Consider the following 13,035-nt stretch of genomic DNA (forward strand, 5'->3'; position numbering starts at 1 on the left):
CGGTCACCCCCCGAGCACCGCGGCCAGCAACCGGTAGAGGCCGAACCCGATCGTGATCGAGGCGACGAGCGTGACGAGCCAGAAGGCGATCGTCACGCCGATTTTCCGACGAGAGACGCCGGCGGAGCCGCCGGCCAGACCGCCGCCGATGACGCCCGAGATGATGATGTTGTTGAACGAGATGGGGATGCCAAGCGCGATGGCCAGTTGGGCAATGATGAACCCGGGGACCAGCGCGGCGATCGAGCGTCTGACCCCCAGTTGCGCGTACTCTCGGGAGGTAGCCTGGAGCAGTCTGGGTGCGCCCATCCACGCACCACCGAGGATCCCGACCGCCCCGAGCGCGAGCAGGACGAATCCCGGGAGACCCAGTTCGGCACCGTAGAGGTTTTCGAGGGGACCGGTGGCCAGCCCGACCTGACTGCCGCCGCTGGAGAAGGCGACGACGCTCCCGAGTAGGACCAAGAACGTCCGGATCCCCTTGTCGACCGACTCCTGGGTGCGCCGGCGAATGAACCGGAAACTCACTGTGGCGGCGATGAACGTCACCACGATCACCGCGGGGTCGATCCCGGCGACAGGCGGGATCGGGATCTGTCTCGCGATGAATCCGGCGAGAGAGCTCTGTGCGACATCGGGCGGTGAGGGGACGATCGCCAGCTGGACGTTGGCGATGATCCCGCCGACGACGGCGGCCAACAGCGGGACGCCGACGGTCTCGGGGATGTCGTCGCGCCGGAGGATCGTCGCGGTGAGGTACGCGAGGCCGCCCGACACGGGCGGGACGAGCGCCCAGAAGGTGACGATACGGCGGTAGGTGTCGATCGCGGGATCGCCGCCGAGCGAGAGGCCGACCCCCACCATCGCCCCGGTGGTCGCGAACGCCGCGGGGACGGGATAGCCGCTGTAGACGCCGAAGGCCATAAATCCGGCAGCAGTCAGTAGGCCAGCCGTGGCCGCCAGCGACGTGATCTGGACGCCCTCGATGAGCCCCGCCCCGACCGTCTCGGAGATGGCTCCGCCCTGGGTCAGCGCGCCGAGCGCGGCGAGAATGCCGATGAGGAAGGCCGCCCGCATCGTCGAGATCGCGTTCGCACCGATCGCGGGGGCGAACGGCGGCGAGTTGCTGTTAGCGCCGAGCGCCCACGCCGTGACGAGACTCGTGAGCGTCGCGAGTACGACGAGGGCCCAGAAGAGGAGTCCCGCCACTCTCAGATTCCCCCGCAGATCCGCGTGGCAGACATATCCAACAGTTGTGTCAGCAACCGAATAAACGTTCGCGTACGCCGAGCGGTCGTCTTCGCGGTTCCGAACGCAGAATGGATATTTCGGGACCGAACGACAGAATGAATACGCTGCCCTCGAACGCCACAACTACGTCGAACAGTGGCCAGCAGCCTCCTCCCCGTCGTCGCGCTGATCCTCGTCTCCGGAATCGGCGTCCAGTTACTCGCTCGGCGGATCAAGATCCCGAGCGTCGTCTTCTACCTCGCGCTGGGGCTCCTCCTGGGTCCGGAGGCGCTCGGTCTCGTCACGATCGACACCTTCGGTGACGGACTGGAGACAATCGTCGGCCTCAGCGTCGCGATCATCGTCTTCGACGGCGCGTTCGCGCTGCAGTTCGACCGGATTCGAGAGGCGTCGACGACGTCGTTGCGACTGGTCACGGTCGGCGCACTCGTGACGTTCCTCGGGACGGCCGGGGCGGTCCGCGTGCTCGAGGGCGCCACCTGGGAGATCTCACTCGTCGTCGGCGCGCTCCTCGTCGCGACCGGGCCGACGGTCATCACGCCGATTCTGGAGGTCGTCCGCGTCAGAGAACACGTCGCCGCGGCCCTGGAGACGGAGGGAATCATCAACGACGTGACCGCGGCGATCGCCGCGGTCGTCATCTTCGAGACGATGCTGCTCGACGACATCGGCATCTCGGGGACCATCGTCGCGTTTCTGGAACGAGCGGGCGTCGGGGTCGCGGCGGGGCTCCTCGCGACCGGGCTCATCTACTTCCTCCTCACGCACGAACTCACGCCCGAAGGCGGGCCGCAGACCGCCCGGTTTCTGGTCTTCAGTGCGGCGATCGGCTCGTTCGCGCTCGCGGAGACCGTCGCCGCCGAGGCGGGCATCGCCGCCGCGGCGACCGCCGGCATCGCGCTCGGGAACCTGGATATACCCCACCGCGAGACCATCGAGGAGTTCGCCCGCGACGCGACGCTGATCGTACTGGCGTTCGTCTTCGTCTCGCTGGCAGCCCTGATCGACGTCGGCGCGATCCTGCGGCTCGGTATCGGCGGGATTCTCCTGGTCGCCGTGGTGATGCTCGTCCTGCGGCCGCTGGTGGCCGGGATCGCGACGTTCGGCGTCAGGCAGTTCAACGCCTCCGAACGCCTGTTTCTGGCCGCGATGGGGCCTCGGGGTATCATCCCCGCAAGCGTGGCGACGCTCTTCGCGATCGAACTGGCGACGGCGGGCAACCAGGCGGCGAGCCAGGTCCTCCTCGGGACCGTCTTCGTCGTCATCGCGACCACGGACGCGATCGAAGCGGGATTGGCACGGCAGATCGGCGACACCCTAGGAGTGACACCAATGCGCACGATAATCGTCGGTGGGGGCCGGGTCGGCCTGGCGCTCGCCACCAGACTGGAACGGAGAGGAGAGTTCGTCGTCCTGATCGAGGAGGACGAGAAACAGAAGCAATCGGCGCGAGAGGCCGGAATCACGGTCTACGAGGGCGACGGAACGGAGAACGACACGCTCCGTGGAGCGGGCATCGACGACGCGAAGATCGTCGTCGCGGCGACGGAGGACGACAACGTCAACCTCCTGGTCTGCCAGACTGCGCGCACGAAGTTCGGCGTCGAGGACGTGTACGCTCGGGTCAACGAACCGCAGAATATGGCCGCCTTCGAGGCGCTCTCGGTCACCGCCATCGACGGCCCGATGTCGACCGCCTTCGCGATCGACAACGAGATCGAGCGGCCGGAACTGGCCAACTGGATGTACGACGCCAGCGACGGCCACGACATCCAGGAGATCGAGATGACCGCCGAGGAGCTGGTCGGAGAGTCGATCAGAGACCTCAACGATCGGATCCCCGGCGGGTGCCTCATCGCCGAGATCGGCCAGAACGAGGACGCCCACGTTCCCGACCCCGACGAGGTCCTCGAATATGGCGATCACCTCACGTTCCTCGGTGACGCCGCCGCCGTCGAAGAGGCCGTCAAGCGGTTTCATCCTCGCGACTGACGACGAATCGAAGCCGAACCCGGACCTTCGGGGGTCGCACTCGCCAGCGTTAGTCACGGTCCGACTGCTCTGGCAGCGAAACGACGGCACGAAACGCCGTTGATTCCCCCGCGGAACCCTGCGTCTGCGGTGGGCTGTCAGAACAGCCCCTGACTGTCGGTTGGTGGATCGAGACGGCCGTTCACAGGTCGTTGTGTGGGAGTACGACGAGACCGCTGACGTTCTCCCGCCGAAAAGGCAGGACTCCACCTCGGCCTTCGACTCCGTTCGCCCTCGTGGTGCGCGGGACAGGAACGATATTCGTCCTCGCTTTCGCTCGGACAGAATATGCGCGGGACAGGATTCGAACCTGCGGACCCCTATGGGACAGCGTCCTAAGCGCTGCGCTCCGCCTTCGGCGGAATATCTCTTGGTATTTAAGCGCGCGCCGGATTTCGCTTCGGTATCGTACATTAAGGAGTGCCTCTTTATAAATACGTCTGCGGGACAGCTACACAGACTGCCGCCATTTGACGGGGAGGTACAGACGTAAAACCGTGCTTCTACACAGGCACCTGTCTGGTCGAAAAGCATTCCGAGACGTGCGAGCACACTGGTTGGAACACCGCCTACGGGTGTCCGGCTTCAGTGTCTCCCCACGCGCTTCGCCGTGGATATGTGACCGCGGCTCGGAACGCTGGTCAGCCTAAAGACGTGACGGGAGAGCGGGCGAATATGAGCGGCAGGGGGTTGGATAAACACTCTGACAAAGGGTCGGCAGCGGAGAAAGCAGGGCAAACGAGAGGTTATCTGAGAGATACTTAGAATCTGTTTTGTATTTTTTATTGTATAATTGGCACCACGAGACTCTTCGACCGTATTGTTTTCACAGATTTTTCTCTGAGGACCATATATTTGAACGGGTATAGTTATTGATTTTGTATCGTCCTATTATGTTGAGTGTCAGAGTAAGAACCGGACTAAAGTTCTCGAAGCGCAGTGACCGCAGAGTTGAAACGCAGGGGGAGAAAATAAGGTTATGATGAAGTGTGAACGGTGTGACTCGGACACACGCGTTGAACGCTACGACGTTGACGGATTCACCGGCTATCTCTGTGATGAGTGCCGGGACAAATGGGACAAAATCCAAGCCAGTGAATAACCCCCGGCTCTCAACAGCGTTCTATCACCAGCTATTAACAACTGAAATTCTCTTCTCGGAATTGTGCCGGTATGGCTATTTGTGACAGGTTGTTCGTCTTCCTTTCCTGAACTACGTCCCGAATACCTCTAACGAATCTTTTTCTAATGGTGCCTTGGAGAAGAGCGACACGATGTCCCCGGTTTGGATGACGGTTTCACCTTTTGGGGTGAGTACATCGCCGTCTCGTTCGACACCCACGACGAGCATTTCGTCGGCCAGTAGGCCTTCATCAACTGCCTGCTCGATTGTCCTCTCTGCAATCTCCGCACCCTCCGAGACGGTGAATTCGACGACCTCTGCGTCGCCGGCGAGGCTCATAAAGTCCGTCAATGACGGCCCTTTCGGCAAGTCTTCAGGGCCGAACGGACTGTACGGTGTGTGGTAATCTCCTTCGACAACACTCTCGTCATTGATTTCTAACCCCAGATCAGAGAGTTCACCCGCCACCTGATTGATATCACTAGTGTCCGCTCCAACAACGGTAATCGCCAAGTTCTCAGAGCCGGCCATCAACTCTCGGACGGAGATTACTCCGGAGATGTCCAATGCTGACTGAGCGAGGCGGGGACGGTCCGGAATAGATGCTGTACACCGAAATTGGTAGGTGACGTATCCGTTTATCGATTTATAATCAACATCAGCCAGATATCCTTGCAGAATACCACACTCTTCGAGCTGTTTGATCCGATTACGGATCGTCGCTGGCGTCACTTCTACATCCTCGGCGATATCCGATGTTGCCGTGTTTCGTGCATCTACTGCCAAGTAATAGAGAATGCGTTTATCGATCTCATCGATACGATGGGCCATACCGGCCATTAGATCAGGATAAATAAAGGGTCTTCTCTATTTGTGATCGTGACGAGTTCCAGTTCCTCGGACGGTTGCCTACATCCCACAACACTCCCTCGAAGATCCTCTACAACACTCGTCTGAACCGCTTTTGGCGTCAATCGACCCCAGATTCCGCTAATCAGGGGCACGACTAGTGGTTTAGTGAAATTGAGAAGTTGTCTGAGAGTGGTACACACCTACTTAGATACTTCTACGCCAGACACAGGATTGTTTGGATTGACACGCCGTGGTCGTTAGGGCTAGGAGGGTCCACCTAATACAGCACTCTTCACAATAAAGTGACTATATTTCGGTTGGGGAAAATTTGAGCAGGATATATTGCTCTATACCGAAATTCTATCCCAATCTTTATATAATAGAGTAAGTATGGATCGAGTGGCGAATCCCGTGACAAAAAGCATCGCGTCGGAAAGGCTGGTTCGTCGGCTACCGGAGCCACGTCGACAGACCGGAAACAACAGTGATCCACAGAGTATGACTCGATCTGATATTGATCCCCCCGAAGGTATCCCTCAGGGGGTTATTACCGCACTCAAAGACAGCAGCGATAATCAACTGAGGGAGATCATCCACTACGCGCAACAACTCCTCGAAGACCACCCGTCTCTTACGGACGCTATCGAATCACGCCTCGGAGAGGACCTCGTTCGGATAGAGGACTACGGTGAGTACACGATTGTCATCGTCGAACGTCCGGACGAAACGGGCGAAGCGCGCGGGCCGTTCGCCTACCGGGTCAAATGGGAATCCACTGTCGACGGGGAGGAGGGGCAATATCGGTGGCACTACCTCGGGAAAGTTCACGGCGATACGGGAGGTGGCTGAGATGACTGAGTTGTTTTTCGAACGGGCTGTCGTGCCGGTTGCAAACCGTGAAGATGCCGCCGCGACCGCGACCGCACTCGTCGAGAACATCGACGATTCGGATAGTACCGTGATTGCCGTCCACGTTATCGAAAAGGCTGATGGAGGAATGGATAAGGCCTCCGTTGAGCAGCGTAAGCTGTTTGCGCAGGACGTATTCGAGGTACTGACTGAGGGCCTCGCTGACACCGATATTACCCTCGAAACGGAGATCCGTTACGGCACTGATGTTGCATCGACACTCATCGATGCGGCTCAGGAACTCAACGCCAGCGCTATCGTGTTTACTCCTCGTGGTGGGAGTCGCTGGCGCAAACTGTTGACCGGAGATGTTTCTCACAACCTCATCGAGAACAGCGATATTCCGATTGTGGTCATCTCCGACGAAGGGGTGAGCGAAGCGTGAGTGCGATTAGACATCGAATGTCCGGACAGGCAGCGAGCTAATAATTCAATTTCATATGTACATCATCATCGTTGGAGCAGGCGATATCGGAACGCCACTGATCGAGATTTCGACCCGTGCTGGGAACGAAATCGTAGTTATCGAGCGGGACACACAGCGGGCCGACGCAGTCGCCAGCGAATACGACTGTCTCGTGCTGAATGCGGATGCCACGACCAAGGAAACGCTAGGCGAGGCCGGCGCAGAACGGGCCGACGCGATCATCTCGACGACTGATCAGGACGCCACCAATGTGATGGTCTGTCTGCTCGCACAGGAGTTCGAGATTCCGGTGATCACGTCGGTCGTGCACAGCGCAGAGCATATGAATCTCTTCCGGCAGATCGGAGTGAATACGATCGAAAATCCGCAGCAGCTCATCGCGGGACATCTCTATCGAGCGGTCGCCAGACCGGCGATCGTCGATTATATGCGAATTGGCGAGGAGGCGGAAGTCTTCGAAATCACGGTTACGGAAGATGCACCCATCGCTGGCAAGACACTCACGGAAGCGGGCGAGGAGGGCATCCTCTCGGACGACGTCTTGATCGTTGCTATCGGACGTGACAGCGAAGACAAGCCACTGACACCCCGGGGAAACACCCGAATCAAGGCTGACGACCTACTGACCGTCTATTCGGCGTCCGGAGCGGACCCGGAACTCACGGACATCTTTGGCCATTACGAAGACCAGACTGTGTGATCATCAGGAACAAACATAATTAGTATGTCCACTACACTTGTCGGCCGTTCTGATGCGCTAACCGCCGCAAAAGCAGTTGTCAGGGACATCGGTGCACTAAAAATCCTCATCAGCGGACTGATGTTGGTACCACTGCTTATCTCCTTAATCTATCAGGAGTGGTACAGCGCGATTGCCTTCCTGAGTGCGGCAGTAGTCACGGCGCTCGTTGGCGGAGCTTCGTACAAGCGGTGTGAAGATGCCCCTGAACCAAAACGCCACCACGCGATGATCGTCGCCGCACTCACTCTACTACCGTTGGAAACGAGGCATCGAGACAATAGACGACGAGAATGGGTCTACAAGCTGAATGTGTGGATTTGAGATAGTAAACAACTGGCTATGATGAGGGTAAACAGGAGCGCTGTCGGGCACGACGTTGGTCGGATCGTACAAGCGATAGCGTTGATGTCTGTGGCATCTATCATCGTGGCAGCCCTCAACGGAGAGTTCTACGCAATACCTGCCTTCGGTGTCACAGCGGTTATCATCGGCGGAGTCGGGACCGGACTCGTCCGTCGGTATCAGGACGCCGATCCGCCCGAAAAACGCGATGCGATGGTCACTGCGGCCACCGCGTGGGCTGTCATCGGCGTCCTCGGTGGACTCCCGTTCTTGTTCATCGCCTGGACAATACAAATTGATCCTTTCCCGGTCTGGACAAATACGCCACCGATGGATTCGACGACAGTTATCTTCCTCCATCCATTGGACTCGGTCTTCGAGAGTATGAGCGGTTTCACCGGGACGGGGCTGACGATGGCTGCTGTCGAGGAAAAGTTGCCACGGTCGATCCACTGGTGGCGGTCGTTCATCGAATGGGTCGGCGGCGTCGGGGTGATCGTGTTGACTGTCGCAATTCTCCGGCGCGGCGACGGGAGCAGTGGATCGTACACTCTGTATGAAAGTGAAGCCCGATCCGAGAAGATTCATCCGAGCATCGTAACGACAGTCCAAGAAATTTGGAAAATCTTCGTTGGCCTGACGATCGGCTCGATTATCCTATTTGTGCTAGTCGGGATGCCGCTGTGGGATGCGATCAACCACGCGATGACGGGGATAGCGACAGGAGGGTTCTCCGTCCACGGGGCATCGATCGGTCACTACGGCAGTCCGCTGATCGAATATGCAGTTGTGCCAGTAATGGTCGCCGGCAGTATCGCATTCCCTATTCACTATTTAATATTCAAAGGAGAGGTGCGAAACTTCTACGCGGACCTGCAGACGCGATGGGTGTTCCTTTGGTTCACTATCGGGTCACTTGCGCTGACGGCGGTCCTCTATGCGAACGGGCAGTACGCCACACTCGAAGAGACGTTCCGAGTGGGCTTGTTCCAATTCGTCTCCGCCACGTCGAATACCGGATTCGGGACGGCCACTATTGGTGGGGGAACGGAACAAGTCTGGAGTGCTGGTGCAACACTGTTGACGTGTCTAGGGATGCTTACCGGCGGCGCGGCTGGCTCGACAACTAGTGGACTCAAACTTATCCGGGTGATTACGCTGATCAAGGGGACCGAGTGGCAGATCCGAGAGGTCTTCCGGCCGTCAAGCGCCATTCGGTACCTCCGGATCGGCGAGCGTAAACTTAGCGAAGAACAGACGCAACAGGAGTATACTGAAGCGACGGTCGTGTTCGTCCTCTGGGTCACGTTCCTCGCCATCGGCGTTGCCGTGCTCCTGCGTGTTCTCTCTCCGGCTCACCCGCTGGAGTATGTGATCTTCGACGTGATGAGTGCTCAGAGTAACGTCGGGTTGGACTCCGGTATTACTGGTCCGACGATGCCCGACACTGCAAAAGCGATGTTGATAATCAATATGTGGGTCGGACGTCTAGAAATCATCCCGGTTGCGGTGCTGCTTGGGGCGATCTTTCAGCGGTTTAATCTCTACAGGTGAAAAAGAAAGGGAATCCAATTTGGACATCACGACAACTACAACTAGATACTGTACTGAGTGACTCATAACCCCTTCTCTCTAACGTGAGTGGCTGATTTTATCGCTGGTGAAATTGATGACACGACTCACAGCCAATTGAAACACTTAGCATCCATTCGAGCCAATTGTGCTCACGCTAATGAGAAGGAACCTGACCGCTGTGATGTTGAAAGGCTATTTAGCTAAGCTGAAGGAATAATCACCTCAATATCGGATCTCTTTCAGAATGTCATTTGCTTAGAATAGTATTTATTCGATATTTGTCGATATAATTGTACCGCTCAGACCCGTACTCCCTTGCGATAGCAGGGCCAGCACGGGAGATCTGATAGAGTAGTACAGTCACACTCGCCGGCCAAGGCTGACTTATCACTCTCTACTGATTGAGTCGAGAAGCCCGCCGCAGCATCCAACACCACCGCCCCGCCGACCGCAGCGAGTGCAACCTTGTGCTTGCAGTCGTACTCTTCGTTGTACATATCTGCCGGGCACTCGCACTCAGCCGGAACGAGGACGCCGTCACGATCTTCAACGCCGACGAGGTAACTGTGGTCGTCTTTCTCAACCCCGTAGGATGCGTTCGTGACACGGACGAGATGCGGCGCTTCAATCGTAAACTCCCACGACTCCCACGTGACGCGCTTGGACGTCTTCGCGCCGAAGTTCAGGTACTCAACAGCACTCTTATTTCTTTCCGCTGTTTTAATTTCCATTGGCTTTCTCTTCCCTGAGAAGCCGACTCCGGGTGTTCCTACCACCCGGCGTTTCAACGCCCTGAGGGAACCTGCCTTCTCACCATTACCCACGTAAGGATAGGATATAGCTGTATCGGTTCCCCACGTGCGTAGTGGGAAAGAGGTAATGTTTCGTGCGTCGAATCTGGTGTTATGGGACGAAAACGCGGCGAGGGTGGTCGGTATCAGGAGACTGTGTCCGTCGACGCCGTCCTTGAGCTATTTACCGACACGGAACCCCGGACAACGAACGAGGTCGCAGAAGCCCTTGATATAGCACAGAAGACAGCGTACAACAAGCTTGAGACGTTGACAGACCGCGGCGATATTCGGAAGAAGAAGATCGGGGGCTTGGCTGTGGTTTGGTGGCGGCCTGATCCTCCCGAGATGGAGTGAGAGATAGGTTGTGACACGGTCAGTCCGGGTGTGGTCCGAATGGAGGTAAGCTGCTCAGAATTTTTTGGAATTTTCGGCAGTTCATATTAAGCTGAACGGGCGTCAGCATTCTAATCTCCCGTGAGAATAATCCCTGGTACAGACGAAAAGCGGTGCACGAAACAAACCTCCTCAGTGTCGGTAGATAAGTGGGCAAGCTGAGAAGCCCATCACCTTGTCCCCCTCTGTCAAATTGTAGTAGTCTGTTGAGTGATTAGCCGTAGAGTGGGCATCTTCTACCGAGTATAGTCTTTCTTCGATCTCCGTAGTAACCCCCTGTCTTGCCTGGCTTCTCGACTAACTAAGACTGAGTTAGATACTACTGATCTCCCTTCTACTAAGGTAGATTCTCTACTTATCAACATAGAACTGAGTCTCTTATTTCTATAAGATCTACTCTATGCCTTACTCTATCACGGTACAGGGACCTTCGCACTCACTCAGAGGCCGCCTGAATTCGGATCTGGTAGGAGTCTCAGAACCGGAAGCATAGACGGTTCTGACGAATTTACGGATTACTCAACACGGGCCTTGAGACATTCTTACTTACCGTCGGGTTGTACCGAGATCTCCGCCTCCTTGCGGGGCCTTTCTGTTCAACTCGACTATCTAACCCCACCATCTTAGAAGGTGATCTAAGATCTTCATTTCGCAAGTTGACTTTTTGTATATTATATTATACGAAACATCAACTCAGATCATTAGCACTCACAGAGAACGATAGTATCTTTTCCCCTACGTTCAAGAGAGATGTTCCACCAATAGTCGCAGGAACCTCGACGTTCCTTGCCAATCGTATCATCCTCATTGAGCGTGTTCAAGTGCTTACGAATCTGATGATAACCTATCGGATTTTTATGTAGCTTTTCCACGATACTCTCAATCTCTTTGGTGGATCGTTCTGCGTCCTGCCAATCTTCGCCGTGAGTCAATGCGTTGTATACTTGTCTGAAGCCCTGGCTTCCCTCTATTTTCTTTACCGTCAACAGACACGGCTCGGGTTGTACCCATTCCGGAATAGCAGATGAATGAACGTAGACACGGATTTCACTCTCACGTCCCGGTTTTCGACTGAAGCGCATCGCTGCTTGAAGCAACTCATTCTCACGAGTACCGTGGAGTACGTCGTTTCCGACCGGGCCGAAGTCCGACTTTTCACCAGGAAGTCTAATTCCGTTGGTATCTCTCGCGAGGTATGGCTTGTGTCCACCAAGTGCGACCCACTTCTGAATATGTTCGTCACTTAGTTGCGGACAGCCGATGATGAGAACCGGGCTTATCTGATCGAGATCATTCCTACCCTTCAGGTTGGAGAAATTCTCTGAACCTTGAATTAGGTCCTCAAAGTCTTTGTACTGACGACGCAGGTTTTTAAGTCCCTGTTTAGAGGTCACAACAAACGGTTTAGAGTCCTCTCGCCGGTAGACCTCTTCAACAACCGCGTGAGCTTCTTGTGTATTGTTGGAACCGGCTCTCGCCGGGACAGACTTACGAGTTGTTTGGATGATCCGTATCCCGAGATGTCCGACCCATTCGGCTTTTTCTTCATCGGTCAGGACGGCAAGAGGCTCCAATTCATCACCGAGAAGAACCCGCCACATCGCAACTGACGGAGTCCCATCAAGAGCGACAACATTGGAGTGTTCAAATGGGAATGGAGGTTGGATGAACACTGTCCCTTTGGGAGATTTTACAACAATCGTTCCGTCCCCCAACTCAGTTTGATGCCAACCCTCGGGTAACACTGTGGAATCAAGGGCAGCACGGACGAGAATTGCACCATATGCGTGTGGCCCCGGATTCTGAGCATCGTAATTCCATCCTGCGGATTTGATACTGTTTCCTTCAGGAGAATCAAGCCACGTGCGGACCTGCGGGTTTTCCTCTCTACTCAATCGGAACCTGAGAATGTCTTCTGTGTTCAGGAAGGGTAGTACAGGGCAATTACTCAGATACCGGTTAATCGTGTCGTTTACGTCGTCTGCTGTGAGTTCAGTTAGAACGCTGTCACCGGGAGACTCATCAATAACAACCTGACGGGAGTTACTGTACGCCGGTTTGAACATATGCCGGTAGTTCCCGATAAGAACGTCTATCTCCTCAAAATCCTCCGCCTGTTTGTTGAGTTGAGAGAGATACGGACACTCCCCCTCAGTTTGGCAGGGAAGCTCCTCGCCGAAGATCCTGTGAGCGTGTTCGTGAAGTGCTCGGCCTGAAAATCCGGCTTCTATTTTCTCGTCAAACCTTCGTTTCCATTCGTCACCGTGTTTTCTGTCCGCTTCGCTTTTTGATGCAGTCGGACAGTCAAGGAGATGCGAGGGGAGTGTTTGATAACTCACGCCAAACTCACGGCAGTTGTCCTTGAGCTGCTCGTACAGGTCGTGTCGTTCGGTGAAGATAACGATCTGCTCGCCGCTGTTTGCAACCCACTTAATAACGCCTGTACTCTTGCCAAGTGCCGGGAGTACGTCGACAAGGACGGGTTTGTCAGACTCAAATGCTTGCTCAATTACAGCACTGCTTCGGGAGTAGAAATTTCTAAAAGACATTGTCTACAGGAGATGCCGCCGGCTCAGGATTCAATTAGTCTGCAGAA

Annotated in this window: 11 protein-coding genes; 7 read left to right on the top strand and 4 right to left on the bottom strand. The window is 56.0% G+C overall.

Annotated features, from left to right (window positions below):
* Positions 1 to 3 precede the first annotated feature (3 nt).
* Entirely contained in the window at positions 4 to 1,209 is a 1,206-nt protein-coding gene (locus tag NO876_RS03715) for an inorganic phosphate transporter (protein WP_256420337.1), read from the bottom strand.
* Between the two features lie 177 nt (positions 1,210 to 1,386).
* Between NO876_RS03715 and NO876_RS03720 the strand changes: the two genes are divergently transcribed.
* A complete protein-coding gene (locus NO876_RS03720; protein WP_256420338.1) occupies positions 1,387 to 3,243 on the top strand; it encodes a cation:proton antiporter domain-containing protein in 1,857 nt (618 codons plus the stop codon).
* A 1,252-nt stretch (positions 3,244 to 4,495) separates the two neighbouring features.
* Here the strand turns inward: NO876_RS03720 and NO876_RS03725 are convergent.
* Entirely contained in the window at positions 4,496 to 5,236 is a 741-nt protein-coding gene (locus tag NO876_RS03725) for an Lrp/AsnC family transcriptional regulator (protein ID WP_256420339.1), read from the bottom strand.
* Between the two features lie 411 nt (positions 5,237 to 5,647).
* On the opposite strand from NO876_RS03725, the gene NO876_RS03730 reads away from it, so the two are divergent.
* From NO876_RS03730 to NO876_RS03750, 5 genes are read left to right on the top strand one after another with little or no spacing between them, the layout of a single operon-like run.
* The gene (locus NO876_RS03730) at positions 5,648 to 6,106 is read left to right on the top strand and encodes a hypothetical protein (protein WP_256420340.1); all 459 of its coding nucleotides are present in this window, start codon (positions 5,648 to 5,650) and stop codon (positions 6,104 to 6,106) included.
* Position 6,107: 1 nt separating this feature from the next.
* Complete coding sequence (locus NO876_RS03735; RefSeq protein ID WP_256420341.1) at positions 6,108 to 6,551, top strand: universal stress protein; 444 nt, start codon at positions 6,108 to 6,110, stop codon at positions 6,549 to 6,551.
* A 55-nt stretch (positions 6,552 to 6,606) separates the two neighbouring features.
* Entirely contained in the window at positions 6,607 to 7,293 is a 687-nt protein-coding gene (locus NO876_RS03740) for a potassium channel family protein (protein ID WP_256420342.1), read from the top strand.
* Positions 7,294 to 7,317: 24 nt separating this feature from the next.
* The gene (locus tag NO876_RS03745) at positions 7,318 to 7,656 is read left to right on the top strand and encodes a hypothetical protein (RefSeq protein ID WP_256420343.1); all 339 of its coding nucleotides are present in this window, start codon (positions 7,318 to 7,320) and stop codon (positions 7,654 to 7,656) included.
* Positions 7,657 to 7,677: 21 nt separating this feature from the next.
* Entirely contained in the window at positions 7,678 to 9,231 is a 1,554-nt protein-coding gene (locus NO876_RS03750) for a TrkH family potassium uptake protein (RefSeq protein WP_256420596.1), read from the top strand.
* Between the two features lie 320 nt (positions 9,232 to 9,551).
* Here NO876_RS03750 and NO876_RS03755 read toward each other — a convergent pair whose 3' ends face one another.
* Positions 9,552 to 9,983 carry an SWIM zinc finger family protein gene (locus NO876_RS03755; RefSeq protein ID WP_256420344.1) on the bottom strand — a complete coding sequence of 144 codons (432 nt, stop codon included), beginning with the start codon at positions 9,981 to 9,983 and terminating at the stop codon, positions 9,552 to 9,554.
* A gap of 174 nt (positions 9,984 to 10,157) precedes the next feature.
* Here NO876_RS03755 and NO876_RS03760 point away from each other — a divergent pair, with 174 nt between their 5' ends.
* Complete coding sequence (locus NO876_RS03760) at positions 10,158 to 10,400, top strand: helix-turn-helix domain-containing protein (RefSeq protein ID WP_256420345.1); 243 nt, start codon at positions 10,158 to 10,160, stop codon at positions 10,398 to 10,400.
* A gap of 740 nt (positions 10,401 to 11,140) precedes the next feature.
* On the opposite strand, the gene NO876_RS03765 is transcribed toward NO876_RS03760, so the two are convergent.
* Positions 11,141 to 12,988 (bottom strand): hypothetical protein, encoded by a 1,848-nt coding sequence (locus tag NO876_RS03765; RefSeq protein ID WP_256420346.1) that lies wholly within the window; start codon positions 12,986 to 12,988, stop codon positions 11,141 to 11,143.
* Positions 12,989 to 13,035 lie beyond the last annotated feature (47 nt).

The sequence above is a fragment of the Halobellus rarus genome, from assembly GCF_024494595.1.
GTDB classification, from domain to species: domain Archaea; phylum Halobacteriota; class Halobacteria; order Halobacteriales; family Haloferacaceae; genus Haloquadratum; species Haloquadratum rarum.